The 17,406-nt window shown below is 66.8% G+C and carries 13 protein-coding genes; 3 read left to right on the plus strand and 10 right to left on the minus strand.

Translation table 11 applies throughout. From position 1 onward, the window contains the following. Positions 1–80: 80 nt before the first annotated feature. From FXN65_RS11440 to FXN65_RS11460, 5 genes are all read right to left on the minus strand, one after another. Positions 81–1,376, minus strand: coding sequence for a PepSY-associated TM helix domain-containing protein (locus tag FXN65_RS11440; RefSeq protein ID WP_151133314.1), 1,296 nt, complete (start codon positions 1,374–1,376; stop codon positions 81–83). Positions 1,377–1,493: 117 nt separating this feature from the next. Next, complete coding sequence (locus tag FXN65_RS11445; protein ID WP_151133315.1) at positions 1,494–3,152, minus strand: cyclic peptide export ABC transporter; 1,659 nt, start codon at positions 3,150–3,152, stop codon at positions 1,494–1,496. Between the two features lie 110 nt (positions 3,153–3,262). After that, on the minus strand, positions 3,263–4,111 hold the full coding sequence (pvdO, locus tag FXN65_RS11450; RefSeq protein ID WP_151133316.1) for a dihydropyoverdine dehydrogenase: 849 nt from the start codon (positions 4,109–4,111) through the stop codon (positions 3,263–3,265). A 23-nt stretch (positions 4,112–4,134) separates the two neighbouring features. Next, positions 4,135–5,412 (minus strand): pyoverdine-tailoring periplasmic protein PvdN, encoded by a 1,278-nt coding sequence (gene pvdN / locus FXN65_RS11455; protein ID WP_151133317.1) that lies wholly within the window; start codon positions 5,410–5,412, stop codon positions 4,135–4,137. Positions 5,413–5,437: 25 nt separating this feature from the next. Further along, entirely contained in the window at positions 5,438–6,781 is a 1,344-nt protein-coding gene (locus tag FXN65_RS11460; RefSeq protein ID WP_151133318.1) for a dipeptidase, read from the minus strand. Positions 6,782–7,021: 240 nt separating this feature from the next. Between FXN65_RS11460 and pvdP the strand changes: the two genes are divergently transcribed. After that, entirely contained in the window at positions 7,022–8,605 is a 1,584-nt protein-coding gene (gene pvdP, locus FXN65_RS11465; protein ID WP_151133319.1) for a pyoverdine maturation tyrosinase PvdP, read from the plus strand. A gap of 163 nt (positions 8,606–8,768) precedes the next feature. Here the strand turns inward: pvdP and FXN65_RS11470 are convergent, their stop codons facing one another. The 4 genes from FXN65_RS11470 to FXN65_RS11485 form a co-directional block, all read right to left on the minus strand. Further along, on the minus strand, positions 8,769–10,169 hold the full coding sequence (locus FXN65_RS11470; RefSeq protein WP_151133320.1) for an efflux transporter outer membrane subunit: 1,401 nt from the start codon (positions 10,167–10,169) through the stop codon (positions 8,769–8,771). A gap of 5 nt (positions 10,170–10,174) precedes the next feature. Next, positions 10,175–12,127, minus strand: coding sequence for a MacB family efflux pump subunit (locus FXN65_RS11475; RefSeq protein WP_151133321.1), 1,953 nt, complete (start codon positions 12,125–12,127; stop codon positions 10,175–10,177). A gap of 8 nt (positions 12,128–12,135) precedes the next feature. Then, the gene (locus tag FXN65_RS11480) at positions 12,136–13,311 is read right to left on the minus strand and encodes an efflux RND transporter periplasmic adaptor subunit (RefSeq protein WP_151133322.1); all 1,176 of its coding nucleotides are present in this window, start codon (positions 13,309–13,311) and stop codon (positions 12,136–12,138) included. Between the two features lie 129 nt (positions 13,312–13,440). Then, positions 13,441–14,445: a FecR family protein gene (locus FXN65_RS11485; protein WP_151133323.1), complete on the minus strand. Its 1,005-nt coding sequence runs from the start codon at positions 14,443–14,445 to the stop codon at positions 13,441–13,443. A gap of 168 nt (positions 14,446–14,613) precedes the next feature. On the opposite strand from FXN65_RS11485, the gene FXN65_RS11490 reads away from it, so the two are divergent. Next, complete coding sequence (locus FXN65_RS11490; RefSeq protein WP_151133324.1) at positions 14,614–15,093, plus strand: sigma-70 family RNA polymerase sigma factor; 480 nt, start codon at positions 14,614–14,616, stop codon at positions 15,091–15,093. Between the two features lie 171 nt (positions 15,094–15,264). Continuing rightward, positions 15,265–16,620: a lysine N(6)-hydroxylase/L-ornithine N(5)-oxygenase family protein gene (locus FXN65_RS11495; RefSeq protein ID WP_151133325.1), complete on the plus strand. Its 1,356-nt coding sequence runs from the start codon at positions 15,265–15,267 to the stop codon at positions 16,618–16,620. 65 nt (positions 16,621–16,685) lie between these two features. On the opposite strand, the gene FXN65_RS11500 is transcribed toward FXN65_RS11495, so the two are convergent. Then, positions 16,686–17,279 (minus strand): TetR/AcrR family transcriptional regulator, encoded by a 594-nt coding sequence (locus tag FXN65_RS11500; RefSeq protein WP_151133326.1) that lies wholly within the window; start codon positions 17,277–17,279, stop codon positions 16,686–16,688. Between the last annotated feature and the right edge of the window lie 127 nt (positions 17,280–17,406).

Raw genomic sequence — 17,406 nt, forward strand, 5'->3', positions numbered from 1 at the left:
AAACCGGAACGAATCGGCGAAAAATTTTTGCCGGGGCAATCAGGCCGGCCCGGACAAGCCGGCCTGAACAGGGATGGGAATCAGCGGGAGGGCAGGATTTCGCCGTCTTCGGCACTTGCCTGGCGTTGCGCCTTGTTCTGCAGGGAACGTTCGCGGGCAGCGCGCTTGCGCCACCAGATGATCACGCCGGTGACCGAAAGCATGGCGATCACCACACCCATGGCGGAGACCAGGATGCGTCCCGGCAGGCCGAGGATGCGCCCCGAATGCAGGGGCAACTGGGCTTGCACGAAGATGTCGCCGGCGGTGCCCTTCCAGGGCTGGCTGTCGCCCAGCAGGCTGCCGTCCTGGCCGTCGAAGTAGAGCGCCGCCGGGCCCACACCGGCGTCGCCATGGTCGCCGCCCGGGTGATAGAAGCTGACGCCGTAGATGCCGTAGTTGCGGGCATAGAACACGCTGCCCACTGGCTCCTCCCAACCACGACGGGCGGCTTCGGCCCTGGCGGTGGCGATGGCCTCGGCGAACCCCAGGCGCGGCTCGATGGGTTGGTTCTCCGGGGTTTCCGCGCGCTTGTCGAAGGGGCCGGGGGTGACCTCGGTGACCATCTGCATCATCGGGAAGAAGACTTCCCGGTACAGGTTCAGGGAGAAGGCAGTGAAGGCCAGGACCAGCAGCAGGATCCAGGTCCAGAGGCTGAAGGCGCGATGCAGGTCGAAGTTGAGCTTGTAGGAGCCGCCGTTCCAGCGCACTTTCCACGCCGGTTTCCAGCGCTGCCACCAGGACGCGCCACCGGCCGCCCTGCCGGCCTTGGCCGCTGCCTGGCGACGGCGGGCGGGAAGGGTCAGGTAGAAGCCGACGAAGCAGTCCAGGGTCCAGACGATGGCGACGATGCCCAGCAGCCACAGGCCCCAGTGGTCGATGCCCCAGAACTCGGGAATGTGCAGGCTGTAGTGCAGCACGTAGAGGAAGGACACCAGGTTCTCGCTGGTCACCGGCCAGACCGCGCCCCAGTCGCGCTTGCCCAGCTCGGTACCGGTGACCGGGTCGACGAAGACCTGGTTGTAGCCCAGTTCGAAGAGCTTGCCGGTGGCCGGATCGACCCGGCCCGTCACCCCCAGCTCCAGGGATTCTCCCGGCTCCGGCGCGAGCGGCACGTAGGTGACCACCGCGCGCGGATCGCGGGCTTCCACCTGGCGCGCCAGCTCCAGCGGGTCGAGGGCCGGGCCCTGGCTGCTGACCTGCGTCAGGTGTGGGTTGAGCAGGTCATCCAGCTCGTGGTCCCAGGAAATGATCGCGCCGGTCAGGCCGGTGATGAACAGGAAGGCGGCTGTGGCGAGGCCGGCCCAGCGATGGAGGAGGGTGGCGAAGGAGCGCATGGGGGAATCCGAAATTTCAGGGCTTGTCTGGAAAGGACGGATGAGAAGGGCGAATCCGCCAGGGGAGGTGTAACGGGGTGTTTCTGGAGGTTCCAGTGGGCTGGGGCGAGGGTGTTGTCAGGCCGGCTCGGTTTCCAGCTTTTCACTCACCACCTTCCCACCCTCCAACCGCAGCAGATGATCGGCCACATCGAAATACCGGTCGTCATGGGAGATCACGATGATGGTCTTGCCCAGCGCCTTCAGCTCGGGCAGCAGCTCGGTATAGAAGATGCGGCGGAAGGTCGGGTCCTGGTCGGCGGCCCATTCGTCGAACACCAGCACCGGGCGTTCCTCGATCCAGGCGTTGACCAGGGCCAGGCGCTTGCGCTGGCCGGTGGAGAGGTCGGTGGTGCTGAAGGTGCTGTCCTGCACCTGGACCTTGTGGGCGATCTCCAGGCGTTCCAGGTAGCGGCCGGCATCGGCCGGGATGCCGCCGGTGCCCTGGATCAGGTCGTCGAACAGGTAGTAGTCGGCGAAGACTGTGGTGAACAGCTGGCGGTAGTCGTCGCGGCTGGCGGCGTCCACTGCTTGGCCGTCCAGCAGGATCTCCCCCTCTGTTGGCGCATAGAGGCCCAGCAGCAGCTTGATCAGGGTGGTCTTGCCGCAGCCGTTCTCGCCGACGATGAAGAGGATGTCGCCCGGCTTCAGCGCCAGGTTCACCGGTCCGAGCAGGAAGGGCGCGGCACCTTCCGCCGGCGGGTAGGCATAGCGCAGGTCACGCAGTTCCAGGCTGCGCACGTTGCGTGGCTGGTCGTCATCGCCGGCTTCCAGTAATTGCGTCTCGGGAGATGAGAACTGGCGGTTCAGCTCGGCGATGCGGCGGAAGGCGACCTGGGCGCGGCCCACCAGCGGCAGCACGCCGATCAGGTGTTCCAGCGGGCCTTTCATGTACAGCAGGATCAGCACGAAGCCGCTGATCACCGCCTTGTCCGCTGCCGGCCAGAAGGACTGCACCAGCAGGGCGATGGCGATGACCACGAAGAACAGCATCGAGCCCAGGCTCTTGGCGATCACATAGGTGTTGATCGAGCCGATCTGCAGGTTGCAGATGCGTTCGGCGGTGCCCTGAATATTCTCTTCGTGCATGCGCAGGCGGCGCGGGCGATGGATGCGCAGTTCCTTGGCGCCCTCGGCGATGCCGCGATAGTGCTTCTGCAGCAGGTCCTCGGCCTCGCGGGCGTCGTTGAAGCCCTGGAAGGCGCGGGCCTGGGCGGCGTACTGGATCAGCGAGCCGACGGCGATGGCCAGCAGGGTGATGAGGAACATCGGCAGCGACAGCACGGCCAGGTAGCCCAGGCAACCGAGGGTGACGGTGAGCGAGATGGCCAGCGGGGCGAAGGAGAAGGCGAAGTCGCTGATGGTATCGACGTCGTGGGTCAGCACCGGGATCAGGCGGTGGGTGCGGTAGCGCTCGATCTGCTGGATAGGCGCCGACAGCACCTTGGCACCCAGTTCCTTGCGCAATCTCGCGATGATGTGCTGGCCGACGAAGTTGCTGCCGATGTCGGACATGATCGAGCTGGCCAGGGCCAGTACGCAGAAGCCGGCGAAGGCCAGTACCAGCGCATTGCTCAGGCCGCCTTCGGCATGCAGGCCCTCGTTGATGGTGGCCAGCAGGGCGGTGACCGACAGGCCGCCGACCATGCCCAGCAGGGTGGAAACCAGCACGACGGGCCAGTAGGGCTTGAGCAGCTTGAGCAGTTCGCCGAGGGCGCCGGGGGAACGGGTGGTCATGGGGATTCCTCGATGGCCAGGGCATTGGCTGACACAGGGGAAGACGAGCGGGGGGAGGGGGGATTTAGGGCCGGACAAGTGGCCCGAATCCGATTGGACCGACAGAACCCTTACAGCTCCCGCGCCACGCGGAAACCGATCCAGTCCCCCCGGTCGGTGGGGTAGGCGTTATTGCGGTTGCCGGAGCGGGAGAAGATCGGCGGCTCGCCCCAGTCGTTGCCGCGGATCTGCACCAGCTCGCACTTCTCGTCCATCCAGGCGCTGCCGTCGCTGGGGGCGCCGTTGTAGCTGTCGTGCCAGCAGTCGGCGACCCATTCGTAGACGTTGCCGTGCATGTCGTAGAGGCCGAAGGCATTGGGCTCGAAGCTGCCCGCCGGGGAGGTGTAGTTGTAGCCGTCCGCCGCGCCATAGACGTTGGCGTGCCTGGCGATGCTGTAGGGCTGGCCTTCATCGAAAGGGAAGGGGAACGGGCCTTCGCTGCCGGCGCGGGAGCCGTATTCGCGTTCGGCCTCGCTGACCATCCGGTAGTGCTTGCCGGTCCGTTTCGACAGCCAGGCGACGTAGGCCTGCACATCGGGGTAGCTCATGCACACTGCCGGCTGGCGCGGGCCCTGCTCGTAGCGCGGTTTGCTGGCGATGCATTCGCGGCCGGGGCGGGTGTCGCCATCGGCGATCTTCACCCGGGTGGCCCTGAGGTAGATGTCCCATTCCGCCGCCGTCACCTGGAAGCGGCTGATGGCGAAGGGTTTGGCGAAGGTCACGGTGTGCAGCGGGCCTTCGTCGGGCTGGCGGCCGACTTCGCTGTCCGGGGTGCCCATGGAGAAGCTGCCGGCCGGCAGTACCACCATCTCGGGGCAGTGCTTGCAGTCCTTGAACACCTGGCCGGGCTCGGCCTTGGCCTGGGCGCCGCTGGTGGCGATAGCCAACAGGCCGGCGAGGAGCGGGGTGATAGCGCGCATGGAAAGTCCTTGCTGGAAAGTGATCAGGAAAGCTGCGGGGCGAGGATCGTCATCACCTGGTCGATCTCCGCTTCGTTGTTCAGCAGGCTCGGGGCCAGGCGCACCACCGCGCCGACATCGCGCGCCACGGCATCGGCGATCACGCGGTGTTTCATCAGGTGGGCGGCCACGCTGTCGCAGTCGCGCCCCTGGACGCGGAAGAAGGTGAAGCCGGCGGAGAATTCCGGACTGGCCGGGGTCACCAGCCGGACCTTGGGGTGCTCCAGCAGCCGTTGCTTGAGGTAGCCGTTGAGCTGGTGGATGCGCGCCTGCACATCGGCCTTGCCCAGTTGCAGGTGCAGCTTGAAGGCCTCGCCGAGGGCCAGGCGGTGTTCGAAGGCGTGGTAGCCACCGGGGGTGAAGAGGGTGCCGAAGTTCTCGCCCTGGGTGAAAGTCGGCACCGTCGGGATGATGCCTTTTGGCTGTTCGGAGCGGGCGACGATGATGCCGGTGCCGCGCGGGCCGAACATCCACTTGTGGGTGCCGGCGATGAAGAAGTCGCAGTCCAGGTCGGCGAAGGTCGCATCCTCCACGCCGAAACCGTGCACACCATCCACCACGTAGATGATCCGGTCCGCTTCGTCGCGGTTGCGGTTGGCCTCGTGCACCAGCTCGCCGATTTCGCCGGCGGGCAGCTTCACGCCGCTGCCCGACTGCACCCAGGTCATGCCCAGTACGCGGGTTTCCGGGCGAATGGCGCGGGCGATGTTGCCCAGCACCTCATCGCGGGAAATCGTCTGCGGGTCCTTGAACAGGGTGATGTTGCGCACCTGGGTGCCGGCGCGTCGCTGGCGCAATTCCAGGGTGGTATAGGCAGAGTAGTGCTCGTGGACGGTGGTGAGGATTTCCTGGTCCGGGCGCACCTGCACGCCCCCGTAGACCGTGGCCAGGCCCTCGGTGGTGCTGCCGATCAGCGCGACCTGGCCAGGTTTTACGCCGAAGTAGCGGCCGACTTGGTCGCGCACGTCATTTTCATGTTTCCAGACTTCTTCGCGGTGCCAGTCCATCACTTCGCCGGGGTTCTCGTCGAAGCGCTCGCGCAGGCGCACGATGGCGTCGCGCACCGGGCGCGGGTGCGAGGCCAGGAGGAAATTGGAGAAGTGCAGGTAGTTCGGGTCCAGGTCGAACAGCGCGCGCAGGTCGTTCCACTTGTCGCCGGTGGCGGCGGGCACGGCGGCCGCGGCACGTTCGACGGCGGAGAGCAGCGGCAGGCTGGCGGTGAACAGGCCGGCCTGCTTCAGGAAGGTACGGCGATCGGTCATGACTGCATCCGATTGAAAAGGGTGGTCAGGGATGGGTGGCGACTGTGCCCAGGCGTTGCACCTCGCCCCAGACACGCAGGAAGTTGCCGCCCCAGAGCTTGGCGATGTCCTGGTCGGAGTAACCGCGGGTGATCAGCTCGGCGGTGAGGTTGCGGGCTTCGCCAGCGTTGTCCCAGCCGATCACGCCGCCGCCGTCGTTGAAGTCGGAGCTGATGCCGACGTGGTCGATGCCGACCTTTTTCACCGTGTAGTCGATGGCGTCGACGTAGTCCCTGAGGGTGGCCTTGGGTTCTTCTTCGAGGATGCCGTAGAGGGCGCCGGCGTATTCGCCGAACTTCTGTTCCGGCCAGATGGCGATTACCGGGTCGGCGGGCATCAGCGCCTGGTTGAGGTTCTCCAGGGGTTGCAGGCCGTGCTGGGCGCGCAGTTCATTCAGGCGCTCGCGGGTCTTCTGGGTCAGGGGCTTGAGGTAGGTGGGGAAGGCGACCACCTGGACCACGCCGCCGGTGTCCTTGATAGCCTTCAGCTCCTGGTCGCTGAGGTTGCGGTCGATGTCCACCAGGCCGCGCACGGCGGAGTGGGAGGCAATGACCGGGGCGCGGGTGAGGCGGGTGACTTCTTCCACCGCCTTGCGCGACATCTGCGACACGTCGATCACCACGCCCAGCTCGTTCAGCCGGCCCACGGCCTGGCGGCCGATATCGGAAAGGCCGCCGAGGGCATCCGGGGTGTCGTTGTAGAAGGGCATCGGGCGCGAGGAGTCGGCCCAGTCGTTGTTGGCCACGTAGCTGAAACCGAAGATGCGCATACCGCGCGCGGCCCAGTGGTCCAGGCGGTTGATGTCGTTACCCAGCGGGTAGGCGTTGAGCATGCTGATGACGATGGCGAACTTGCCTTCGCCGGCCAGGCGCTTGAAGTCTTCGGGCGTGTAGGCGATGGCGGCCTGGTTGGGGAAGTCGCGGGCGATGCCGGTGATGATGCGGTAGCGGGTCTCCTGCTCCTTCTGCGCCTCGGGCAGGAAGGCCGGAGTGGGGTGGTGCGGCGCATTGGGGCCGTTCCACAGTTCCGGCCAGGCGAACACTGTCAGCGCTGCGCCGGAAAGGCGGCCACGGGCGGCCTTGGGCAGGTCGAACTGGGTGCCGCTGTCCTTGTCAGCCTCGAAACCCGGGGTGCCGTAGTCGATGGGCACATTGATATGGCTGTCGAAGGAGAGGATGCGCTCCTGCAGCTCGTTGGCGTGCTTCATCACTTTGGGCGGGTAGGCGGGGCCTTCTTCCAGCAGGTGCTTCTGGCCGAAGAACAGGCCCGCGGCCAGGGCCGGGACGAACAGGGCGATGCCGGTCAGCAGGAGTTTTCTGGAGCGGAGCATGGTTCCCTCGATGATGGACGCGTATTGCAACAGGACGCGGGAGGGAGGGGGGAATTTAGGGCGCGTTGCGACGGGGGATCGGCTCAGTTCCGTCGGATGGCTTGGAGCGAAGCGAAACCCATCACGGCCGAACGATGGGGTTACGGGCCAGGGTCGTGCTTCTGCTCCCCGCTAAATTTCCCGGACAACGGCTCGTCCTTGCTTTGATAGACAACGGCTCACGAGGACAGGCGACAGGTTATGCGCTTCACCAGACGACGCTTCATGGCGGGAGTGGCAGCCTCCACCGCAGTGGTCGTGCCCACTGCCATCCACGCCTGGTACCAGGACCGCGAGCGCAAGGAGGCGGCGAAGCTGACGCCGGACGAAGCCAGCCTGACCTTGCCGGAAACCAGCGAAACCCGCCTGGGCAATCGCCTGCGCGGCAGCTGGCGTTTCAGCCTCGTGGATGCCGGGTTGCCGGGCCTGCAAGGCGAGTGCGAGCTGCTGCTGGATGTGGCCGCTGCCGGCCGTTCCATTCGTGGCGTCCTGCGCGGCTCCGATGGCAAGGTCTTCCAGGTGCTGGGGGACCTCTCTAGCAGCCAGCAGGCCCGCGTGCGCTGGCGCCTGGCCGAGGCCGGCAGCCCTGCGGCCTATGAATGCACGGCGTTGCTGGATGAAGTCTGGGGGACCTGGCTGAGCGACGGCAGCAGTGCTTCGCTCAGCGGTAGCCTGGGCTGGCTGGACGAACCGGCGCGCGCGCCGCTGAGGTTCCTCGGGCTGAAGCAGGCCTTCCCTGAGGCCCGTGAACGCATACCGCTCCAGCCGCAGACGCTGGCCTGGCTGGTATCGCCGGGGCATCGCCTGTTCCACCAGCTCTGGCATGCCTCGCGGGACAAGTGGGATGACCTGGCCGAAGCCAAGCGCGACGCCCTGCGCGGCCTCGGCTGGCAGCCGGGCCCGGTGGGGCGGGAGCGCGATGCCCGTGGCAAGGCCAAGCACCGCAATGGCTCGGGGGTGGATTTCCTCTTCATGCACCGGCACATGCTGATGACCGCTCGCCGGCTGCAGCCGCTGCCGTCCTGGACCAGCCTGCCGTTGCCACGCCAGTACATCGGCTACGGCCTGGAGGACTTCGCCGCCAAGACGGTGAACCAGGACGGCTACGCCGTGCCGCCGGCCTGGGAGTCGCCGGAGGACGAGGCATTCAACAAATGGCTGCTGGACATCAAGAGCAACGAGGCCTTCCACGCCAACTTCCAGATGTGGGAAGCGCAATACCAGGACCCTGAGTACCTGGCGAAACTGAAGCTCGGCGAGTTCGGCTCGCAGCTCGAACTGGGCATGCACGACTGGCTGCACATGCGCTGGGCAGCGGTGACCCGCGATCCGTCCAATGGCATGCCGGTGATCTTCGACCGGGACCCGGTGGACTTCTCGCCGCGCTGGTTCCGTGCGGAGAACGACTACCTGGGCGATCCCTTCTCGTCCCATGTGAACCCGGTGTTCTGGTCGTTCCACGGCTGGATCGATGACCGCCTGGAAGACTGGTTCCGCGCCCACGAACGCGCCCATCCGGGCCAGGTGGTGCGCCGCGAGGTGAACGGCGTGCCCTGGTTCGCGCCGGGCAAGTGGGTGGAGGTGGACGAGCCCTGGCTCGGCCCGACCACCCATGGCTGCGGCCAGTGGCTGCAGGATGCGCAGATGACCAGGGTGGAGACCGATCTCGAAACCATGAAGCTGGCGCTGCGCGTTGCCTTCAGTGCGGATCAGGATGTGCCTGACCTGCTCGAGCGCGCACCGCGAAGGCCGTTCTATGCGCGGAGCATGGGAAGGACGGTGTAGCAGGCGTTTCGTGGGGTGGACCACGCTTCCCAGGTCCATCATCGCTACCAGATATGGTCTGGTTCCCGTGGCAGCGAATTCATTCGCGAATGAATTCGCTGCCACGGGGCGAGCCGCTCCGTTGTGGGGGCGATTGCAATCGCCATGCAGCGCGCAACGCTGCCTACAAAGGCTGCTGTGGGCGCCAGCCGCCACCAAGCGCCCGGTACAGACTCACCGACGCCTGCAACCGCGCCAGTTGCAGCTGGACCTGCTGGTCCTGGGCTTGGAACAGGGTGCGCTGGGTTTCCAGCACGTTGAGCAGGGTTTCCGCACCGGCCTCGTAGCGGGTTTCCGCCAGCTCGAAGGCGATGCGTGCGTGCTCGACTGCTTCCCCTTGCCAGCGGCGTTGCCGGTCGAGGCCGTCGGCGCTGCTGAGGGCTTTTTCCACGTCGGCCAGGGCGTTGAGGATGGCGGTGTTGTAGCTGCCCAGCAATTCCTCCTGGCGGGCCCTGGCACGGTCGCGCTCGGCGGTCAGGCGGCCGCCGCTGAAGATGGGGGCGGCGATGCCGGCGGCCAGGTTGTAGTAGGGATTGCGCATGGCGTCATGGAAGCGGTCGGCGCCGCTGCCGAGGCTGGCGGTGAGGGTCAGCTTGGGCAGCATGGCCGCGCGGGCCACCTTGAGGTCGCCATCGGCGGCCACCAGCTGCGCTTCGGCACTGGCGATATCGGGGCGGCGGGTGAGCAGGTCACTGGGCAGGCCGGCGTCGATGCCCGGATTGGCCAATTCTTCCAGCCGGCCGGTCAGTTTCAGGTCTTGCGCCGGCTGGCCGAGCAGCACCGCCAGGACGATTTCGGCTTCACGCTGCTGTTGCGCCAGCAGCGGGAGCTGGCGTTTCTGCGCGGCGACCAGGCTGCGCTGCTGCGCCAGTTCCAGTTGGGTGGCGGCGCCGGCGCTGTGGCGTGACTGCACCAGCTCCAGTACCTGCTCGGCATTGGCCAGGTTCTGCCGGGCGATCAGCAACTGTTGCCGGAGCGCCAGGGCCTGGATGTAGGTGCTGGCCACGCCGGCGCTGATGGTCAGTTCCAGGGTGGCGCGGTCCGCCTCGCTGGCGCGCAGGCGTTGCAGGGCGGCGTCGCGGCCGGCGGCGCTGGCGCCCCAGAAGTCCACTTCGTAACTGGCATTGAGCACGGCGCTGAACGAGTCGAAGCGCTTTTCTTCGCTGCTGGCGTCGATGCCGCTGTAGCCGTCGCCGCTCATCAGGGTCTCGCGGTTGGCATCGAGGTTGGCGTTCAGGCTTGGCAGCAGCGCGGCACCGGCGATGCGCGCCGAGGCTTCGGCCTGGCGCACCCGGGCCAGTGCGGCGGCAAGGTCCTGGTTGGCGAGTCGGGCCTGTTCGATCAGGCCGCTGAGTTCCGCGCTGCCGAAGCTGCGCCACCAATGGGCGCTGACGGTGACGGCGCCGTCATCGTCCGGGCCTTGCCAGGCGGCCGGCGGGGCGATGCTGCTGGTTGGCTTTTCCAGGGGCGAGCCGCAGGCGGCCAGGAGGATGCAGAGCGAGAACAGGGTCGGGCGTGGCTTCATCGGGGTCATTCGCTGGAAAGGGCCACCACGGGCGCCAGCTGCGCGGCCTTGCGCGCCGGCATGTAGCCGAACAGGATGCCGGTGAACAGGGCGCTGGCAAAGGCGCCGAGCACGGCGGGCAGGGAGAACACCAGGGCCACCTCGGCGAGGATCAGGCCGCCGCCGATCAGCATGGCCAGGGCCAGGCCCACCAGCCCGCCGGTCAGGGTCAGCATCACGGCCTCGGTGAGGAACTGGCGGAGGATGTCGCGCTGGCGGGCGCCGGTGGCGATGCGGATGCCGATCTCGCGGGTTCTTTCACGAACCGTCATCAGCATGATGTTCATCACGCCGATGCCGCCGACCACCAGGGAGATGGCGGCGATGGCGCCGAGCATCAGTGACAGGCTGTTCCGCGTGCGGGCTTCGGCCTGGATCATCGCCGCGTCGTTGGTCAGCTCGTAATCGCGTGCGCCGCGATGCAGTTGCAGCATCAGGGCGTCGATGGCCTGCTCGGCTTCGTGTACGCGCTCGGAGTCGGCGGCGGCGATGATCACGAATTCCGGATTCGGCTGGCCGAACAGGCGCACGCTGGCAGAGGAGTAGGGCACGACGATCTGGTTGTCGGCGTCCTCGTCGCCGGAGCTGGCGCCTTTTCCCGCCAGCAGGCCGATGACCTGGAACGGCGCGTTGTTGATCAGGATGTAGCGCCCCAGCGGGTCTTCGCCATTGCGGAAGAGCTTCTCCTTCACCTTCTTGCCGATCAGGGCGACGGCGGCGGCGCTGTCTTCGTCGGCCTGGGTGAAGAAGGTGCCTTCCACCGCCCGCCAGTTGAGGATGCGCGGGAAGTCGACGCCGTTGCCGCGGGTGTAGGCCAGGTGGTCGACATTGCCGTAGCGCACCGTGGTATCGCCGCCGTTGACCGGCATGATCATCTTCACCTGGGGCAGGGTGGCCAGGGCTTCGACGTCGGCCAGGGTGACGATGCCGGCCGGGCTGCGCGGTGTTTCGGCGAGGCCCGAGAGGTAGATGAGGTTGGAGCCGAAGGCGCCCATCTGGTTCATCACGGCGCGCTTGCTGCCTTCGCCCACCGCCAGCATGACCACCACCGAGGCGACGCCGATGACGATGCCGAGCAGGGTGAGGGCGGTGCGGAAGCGATTGATCCACATGACGCGCCAGGCCGCCTGCATGGCCTCGCGGATGTCCGCCAGCAGCGAAGCGCCGCCGCTGTCGCCACGGGTGAGGCGTTCGGCCATGACGTCCGGTGCATGGGGTGGGGTGGCTGCGTTGCCGCTGTCGCTGAGGATCTGCCCGTCACGGATTTCGATGACGCGCCGGGCGCGAGCCGCCACTTCGCGGTCATGGGTGATGAGGATGATGGTGTGGCCGAGGTCGGCCAGTTCCTCCAGCAGCGCCATGACCTCGGCGCCGCTGCGGCTGTCCAGGGCGCCGGTGGGTTCGTCGGCGAGGATGATGTGGCCGCCGTTCATCAATGCACGGGCGATGGAAACCCGCTGCTGCTGGCCGCCGGAAAGCTGGTTGGGGCGGTGGTCCATGCGCTCGTCGAGGCCGAGCCGGGCGAGCAGTTCGGTGGCGCGCTGGTGGCGTTGCTCGGCGGGCGTGCCGGCGTAGATGGCGGGAATCTCGACATTTTCCCGGGCCGAGGCCGATGGGATCAGGTGATAGCCCTGGAACACGAAGCCGAACGCCTCGCGGCGCAGCCAGGCGAGCTGGTCGTCGTCGAGGCCGGCGACATCCTGGCCGGCGAAGCGGTAGCGGCCTTCGCTGGGGCGGTCGAGGCAGCCGAGGATGTTCATCAGGGTGGATTTGCCCGAGCCCGAAGTGCCGACGATGGCGACGAACTCGCCGGTCCGGATGGACAGGGAAACGCCGCGCAGCACTTCGGTCTGCGGTGCGCCGTTGTGGCCGCCGTAGCGTTTGCGGATGCCGGCTAGCTGGATCAGCGGTTCGCTCATGGCCGGCCTCAGTGCTCACCGGACGTGGGGCCGACCAGCAGGCGATCGCCTTCTTCCAGTCCCGACAGGACCTGGATACGCAGGCGGTCACGCACTCCGGTGCGGACTTCCCGCGCCTGCGGCTCGCCACGGTGGTCGAGCACCCGGGCCTGGTAGGTGTCGGGCGTGCCGTCCAGCGCCTGGAGTGCGGCCAGGGGCACGCTGAGGGCGCCCTTGGCGCTGGCGGCAACGAAGAACACCTGTGCGGTCATCTCCGGCAGTAGCGCGCGATCGTCGTTCTCCACGTCCAGCAAAACGCTGTAGAGCACCACCCGACCGCTGCTGGCGCCTTGGCCGGTGCCGCTCACGGGGCTGCCGCCGCCCTGGTTCATCTGCTCCAGCGGGCGTGGCGGCACCGGCAGGATCTGCCTGACCTTGCCCTGCCAGCGACGGCCTTCGCTGCCGAGGGTGGTGAAGTAGGCGGCCATGCCGGCCTTGACCCGGCCGATATCGGCTTCGGACACCTGGGCCCAGACGGTCATCGGCGAAAGGTGGGCGATGCGCATCACCAGCGGCGTCTGTTCCAGGGCGTTGAGGGTCTGGCCGACGCGCGCGTCGAGGGCGACCACGGTACCGGAGATGGGGGCGTAGATGCGGGTGTAGCCGAGTTCGGCTTCGTCGCTGCGCAGGGTTGCTTCGGCCTGGCGGATCTGCGCCTTGAGCATCTTCAGCTTGGCGGCGGTGGCACGCAGCTGGGCCTGGGCGGTCTGCAGGTCTTCGTCGCGGGTGGCGCCGCTGCTGGCCAGGCGGCTCTGGCGCTGGTGCTGCTGGCGAGCCAGCTCGTGCTGGGCCTGTTGCTCTTCCAGTTGCGCCTCAAGGCTGTCGATCTGGGCATGGCCGGCATCCACCTTGGCGCGCTGGGTGGACGGGTCGATCTCCAGCAGCAACTGGCCTTCCTGCACCTGGTCGCCCACTTCCACATGCAGGCGCAGCACCTGCCCGGAAGCCTGTGCGCCGACGTCGACGTAGCGGCGCGGCTGCAGGGTGCCGAGGGCGGTGACGCTGCTTTCCAGGTCGGCGCGGGTGACGGTGACCGAAGCAGGAGGCGCCTCGGTGGGGGAGAACGCTTGCCAACCCGCCAGGGCCAGTGCGGTTGCGACGAGGGGAAGGGTGAGGGCCCAGGCTTGGGTACGGCGACTTCTCATGCAACGGGTCCGGCAGCGGGTGGGATTGGCACATCCCTGACTGAACGAACCGGGGGAGGGGGAATTTAGTGGGCTGAGCACGGGGCCTGTGGGAGCGAATGAATTCGCTCCCACAAAAAAACCAGGGGCTCAGCGCAGGCTCAGCACCGTACTGCCTTCGTCGTTCTTGCCGATCTTCAGCGGCAGGACCTTGGGCAGGGTGTTGACCAGGCCGGCGATGTCGTCGGTGTTGTAGATGCCGCCGATGCGCACCTGGGCGGTGGCCTGGTCGGCGAGCAGGACGGGCTGGTCGAGGTAGCGATTGATCAGCGGCAGCGCCTCGGCAAGGCTCATGTCGTCGAGGATCAGCTTGCCGTCACGCCAGGCGAGTGTGGCGGAGGTGTCGGCCGGGCCCACGTCGGGCAGGTAGTCCTGGCTCTGGTAGCGCGCCTGCAAGCCGGGCGTGAGGGTGCTGCCCTGGTTGCGCTGGCGGTCGCTGCTGACCCGTACCGAGCCTTCGGTGACGGTGACCACCACTTCGTCCTGGTACTTCCAGACGTTGAAGCGGGTGCCGGTGACGGTGATGGTGCCGCTGGCGGCACTCACCACGAAGGGATGCTGGTTGTCGTGGGTGACGTGGAAGTAGGCCTCGCCCTGGCTCAGGGAGATGCTGCGCTGGTCCTTGAAGTTGGCGTAGGAAAGGCGGGTGCCCAGGTTCAGGTCCACCTCGCTGCCGTCCGGCAGCGTCACATGACGGCGGCTGTTCTCGGCCTCGTAGCGGCGATAGTCGTTGGGCACGAGACCCAGGGACCAGCCGGTGTAGCCGGCTACCGGCGCCACGAACAGGGCGATGGCGGCGGCGACCGCCAACCGGCGCAGGCGGCTCGGCTGGGGGGCTGCGGGCTTGGGGAATTCGATGATCGACGCGGGCTTTGCCGCCAGGGAGCTGCGGATAACCGGCAGCTCGGACGAGATCTCCCAGATTTCCAGCATCTCGGCGAACTCGCGAGCGTGCTCCGGGTCCGCTTCGACCCATTGCCGAAACGCCAGGCGCTCTTCATCGGTGCAGTCCTGGTCGTGCAGGCGCATGCACCAGTAAGCGGCATCCTCTGTGAGCTTTTCGCCCCTGGAGGTGGCGGGCGGCGGCGTGGTCATTATGGGAGTCGATCCAATGCGGGCCTGGAGCGGCGGGTAAATCGGTCGTCAGGCTTCAAATGTTGATGAGAATTATTATAAATTTGGCCGGATTGAAGTGCCAATAGCAGGCATTGTTCACACTTTCACGGGTTCAAGGAAGTACACCGGCGGCGCGGCGGGAAAGTAATGTTGGATTCTTACTACCGAGAACTGGTGAAGTACCTGACGTCGACGCTTGGGGACCGTCATCTGGCCTCCGATGTCGCGCACGATGCCTATCTGCGGGTGCTGGAGCGCTCGCGCGAGGACGTCATCGAGCAACCGCGCGCCTTTCTCTATCGCACCGCCATCAACCTCTCCATCGACGAACACCGCCGCAATCTGGTACGCCGCAACGAGCCGCTGGACGTGCTGGAGCAGGAGGAAGGGCCGCGCGTGCAGTCGCCGCAGCGCTCGCTCTACCAGAAGCAGCGCCTGGACATGGTCGAGCGCGCCCTCGACGAGCTGCCCGCCATCTGCCGCGATGCCTTCCTGCTGCGCAAGATCGAAGGCATGGGCCACAACGAGATCGCCGAGCGCCTGGGCATCTCCAAGGGGATGGTGGAGAAGCACATCGTCAATGCGATGAAGCATTGCCGGGTGCGGATCCAGGAGTGGGGTGGCTGACGAGTCGCCTGTCCGGGCGATAACTCTGCAGGGGCGATTGAATTTGCCCCTACGAGAAGCCCTGGCGGGCTGTCGCTAAATTTCCGCAGACACGTCTCGTTACTTCTGAGCACGCATGCCGCCGGCATGCCCCTATCGCCTGGCCTGGCACAGGACTCAGAGGACTATGAGATGACTCCGATACACACCCCGACCGACCACGATGTGATCGGCATTGGTTTCGGCCCTTCGAACATCGCCCTGGCCATCGCGCTGGAGGAAGTCTCCGGCGAGCACGGCGCGTTGCGTTCCCTGTTCATCGACCGCCAGTCCGACTACCGTTGGCACGGCAATACCCTGGTGTCCCAGAGCGAACTGCAGATTTCCTTCCTCAAGGATCTGGTTTCCCTGCGCAATCCCACCAGCCCCTATTCCTTCGTCAATTACCTGCACAAGCACGGCCGCCTGGTGGATTTCATCAACCTCGGCACTTTCTATCCGTGCCGCATGGAGTTCAACGACTACCTGCGCTGGGTCGCCGGCCACTTCGCCGAACAGGCCCGCTACGGCGAGCAGGTGGTGCGGGTGGAGCCCATGGTGAGTGGCGGCAGCGTGGACAGCCTGCGGGTGATCTCCCGCGATGCGGACGGCCGCGAGATCGTCCGCAGCAGCCGTTCGGTGGTGGTCAGCGTGGGCGGTACGCCGCGCATTCCAGCGCCCTTCGCCCACCTCAAGGGCGATGGCCGGGTGTTCCATCACGCCCAGTACCTGGAGCGCATGGCCCAGCAGCCTTGCGTGAATGGCAAGCCCATGCGCATCGCCATCATCGGCGGCGGCCAGAGCGCGGCGGAAGCCTTCATCGACCTCAATGACAGCTACCCCTGCGTCAAGGTGGACATGATCCTGCGTGGCTCCTCGCTGAAGCCGGCGGACGACAGCCCCTTCGTCAACGAGATCTTCTCTCCGGACTTCACCGATCTGGTGTTCCGCCAGCCCAGCACCGACCGTGACCGCATCATCGGCGAGTACCACAACACCAACTACTCGGTGGTGGACCTGGACCTGATCGAGCGTATCTACGGCATCTTCTACCGGCAGAAGGTTTCCGGGCTGCAGCGCCACGCCTTCCGCTGCCTGCGCAAGGTGGAGACGGTGCACGCCAGCGACGCGGGCATCGCCCTCACCCTGCGCAACACCGCCAGCGGCGAGGTGGAAAGCCATGTCTATGACGCCGTGGTGCTGGCCACCGGTTATGAGCGGCAGATGCACCGCGAACTGCTGGCGCCGGTCGCCGAATACCTCAACGACTTCGAGGTGGGCCGCGACTATCGCGTGCAGGCCGACGAGCGCTTCAAGGCCGCCGTCTACATGCAGGGGTTCTGCCAGGCCAGCCACGGCCTGAGCGACACGCTGCTGTCGGTACTGCCGGTGCGCGCCGAAGAGATTGCCGAGTCGATCTATCAATTCGCCGGCAGGCGCCGCCATCCGCTGCCTCGTGCAGTACGGCCGTTGCAGGCGCTGGGTGGCTTGCTGGAGTCGGTGGGCTGAGGGCGCTGCAGAGTTGTGGGGGCGATTTCAATCGCGAATGAACTCGCTCCCACAAGATCCCCAGATCAGGGCAGGCGCAGGGCGCCGCGCACCGTGCCAAGGATCATCCGCTGCATCAGTTCCCGTCCTTGCTCCGTTGGCAGGCCGCTGGCGTCGAGCCAGGCCGGCAGCTGATTGAGCAGGGACACTATGCCGGCCACCGCGCCGCGTCCGGCGGCGTCCAGGGGCTGGCCGGCGAGTTCCTGCAGGGGCTCCAGCAAGGCTTCTGCATAGGCCGCGCGCAGGTCGCGAGCCTGCTCCAGGCGCTCCCCGGACAAGCATCGCGCCTCCAGCTCGGCCAGGCGGAAGTGCAGCCCCATGGGCTCGTGCAGGGCCAGGTGCGCGTCGATCAGCGCGGCCAGGCGCGCCGCCGGTTCGCGGTGCACGCGGGCGGCCAGGTCAGCATTCTCCAGCAACTGCTCGTAGAGCTCCTCGATGAACTCGAACAGCAACGCTTCCTTGCTTTCCACGTGGTGATAGATGGAGCCGGCCTTGATGCCGAGCTGCGCTGCCAGATCGCGCATGCTCACCTGGCCGTATCCCTGTTCGGCGAACAGTGCCAGTGCCAGGTGGCGGTTCTCCATGTAGCGGGAGCGGTGTGCGGTGGTGGCATCGAGCATGGCGGTGGCCCTCGCGAGTGGCGTGCGTCGGCACTCTAGCCAGCACGGCTGCCGTGGCCTAGGTCGAAAGCGCTCCGGCACATTGGCGCTTTTTTCCATTGATTGGCCCAAGGGCCACCCATAAGGG

The sequence above is a fragment of the Pseudomonas lalkuanensis genome (assembly GCF_008807375.1).
GTDB classification, from domain to species: Bacteria; Pseudomonadota; Gammaproteobacteria; order Pseudomonadales; family Pseudomonadaceae; genus Metapseudomonas; species Metapseudomonas lalkuanensis.

Excerpts from the sequence above, each read along its gene's own strand:
- FXN65_RS11440 (WP_151133314.1), bottom strand. The coding sequence starts at position 1,376 with ATGCGCTCCTTCGCCACCCTCCTCCATCGCTGGGCCGGCCTCGCCACA.
- FXN65_RS11445 (WP_151133315.1), bottom strand. The coding sequence starts at position 3,152 with ATGACCACCCGTTCCCCCGGCGCCCTCGGCGAACTGCTCAAGCTGCTC.
- pvdO (WP_151133316.1), bottom strand. The coding sequence starts at position 4,111 with ATGCGCGCTATCACCCCGCTCCTCGCCGGCCTGTTGGCTATCGCCACC.
- pvdN (WP_151133317.1), bottom strand. The coding sequence starts at position 5,412 with ATGACCGATCGCCGTACCTTCCTGAAGCAGGCCGGCCTGTTCACCGCC.
- FXN65_RS11460 (WP_151133318.1), bottom strand. The coding sequence starts at position 6,781 with ATGCTCCGCTCCAGAAAACTCCTGCTGACCGGCATCGCCCTGTTCGTC.
- pvdP (WP_151133319.1), top strand. The coding sequence starts at position 7,022 with ATGCGCTTCACCAGACGACGCTTCATGGCGGGAGTGGCAGCCTCCACC.
- FXN65_RS11470 (WP_151133320.1), bottom strand. The coding sequence starts at position 10,169 with ATGAAGCCACGCCCGACCCTGTTCTCGCTCTGCATCCTCCTGGCCGCC.
- FXN65_RS11475 (WP_151133321.1), bottom strand. The coding sequence starts at position 12,127 with ATGAGCGAACCGCTGATCCAGCTAGCCGGCATCCGCAAACGCTACGGC.
- FXN65_RS11480 (WP_151133322.1), bottom strand. The coding sequence starts at position 13,311 with ATGAGAAGTCGCCGTACCCAAGCCTGGGCCCTCACCCTTCCCCTCGTC.
- FXN65_RS11485 (WP_151133323.1), bottom strand. The coding sequence starts at position 14,445 with ATGACCACGCCGCCGCCCGCCACCTCCAGGGGCGAAAAGCTCACAGAG.
- FXN65_RS11490 (WP_151133324.1), top strand. The coding sequence starts at position 14,614 with ATGTTGGATTCTTACTACCGAGAACTGGTGAAGTACCTGACGTCGACG.
- FXN65_RS11495 (WP_151133325.1), top strand. The coding sequence starts at position 15,265 with ATGACTCCGATACACACCCCGACCGACCACGATGTGATCGGCATTGGT.
- FXN65_RS11500 (WP_151133326.1), bottom strand. The coding sequence starts at position 17,279 with ATGCTCGATGCCACCACCGCACACCGCTCCCGCTACATGGAGAACCGC.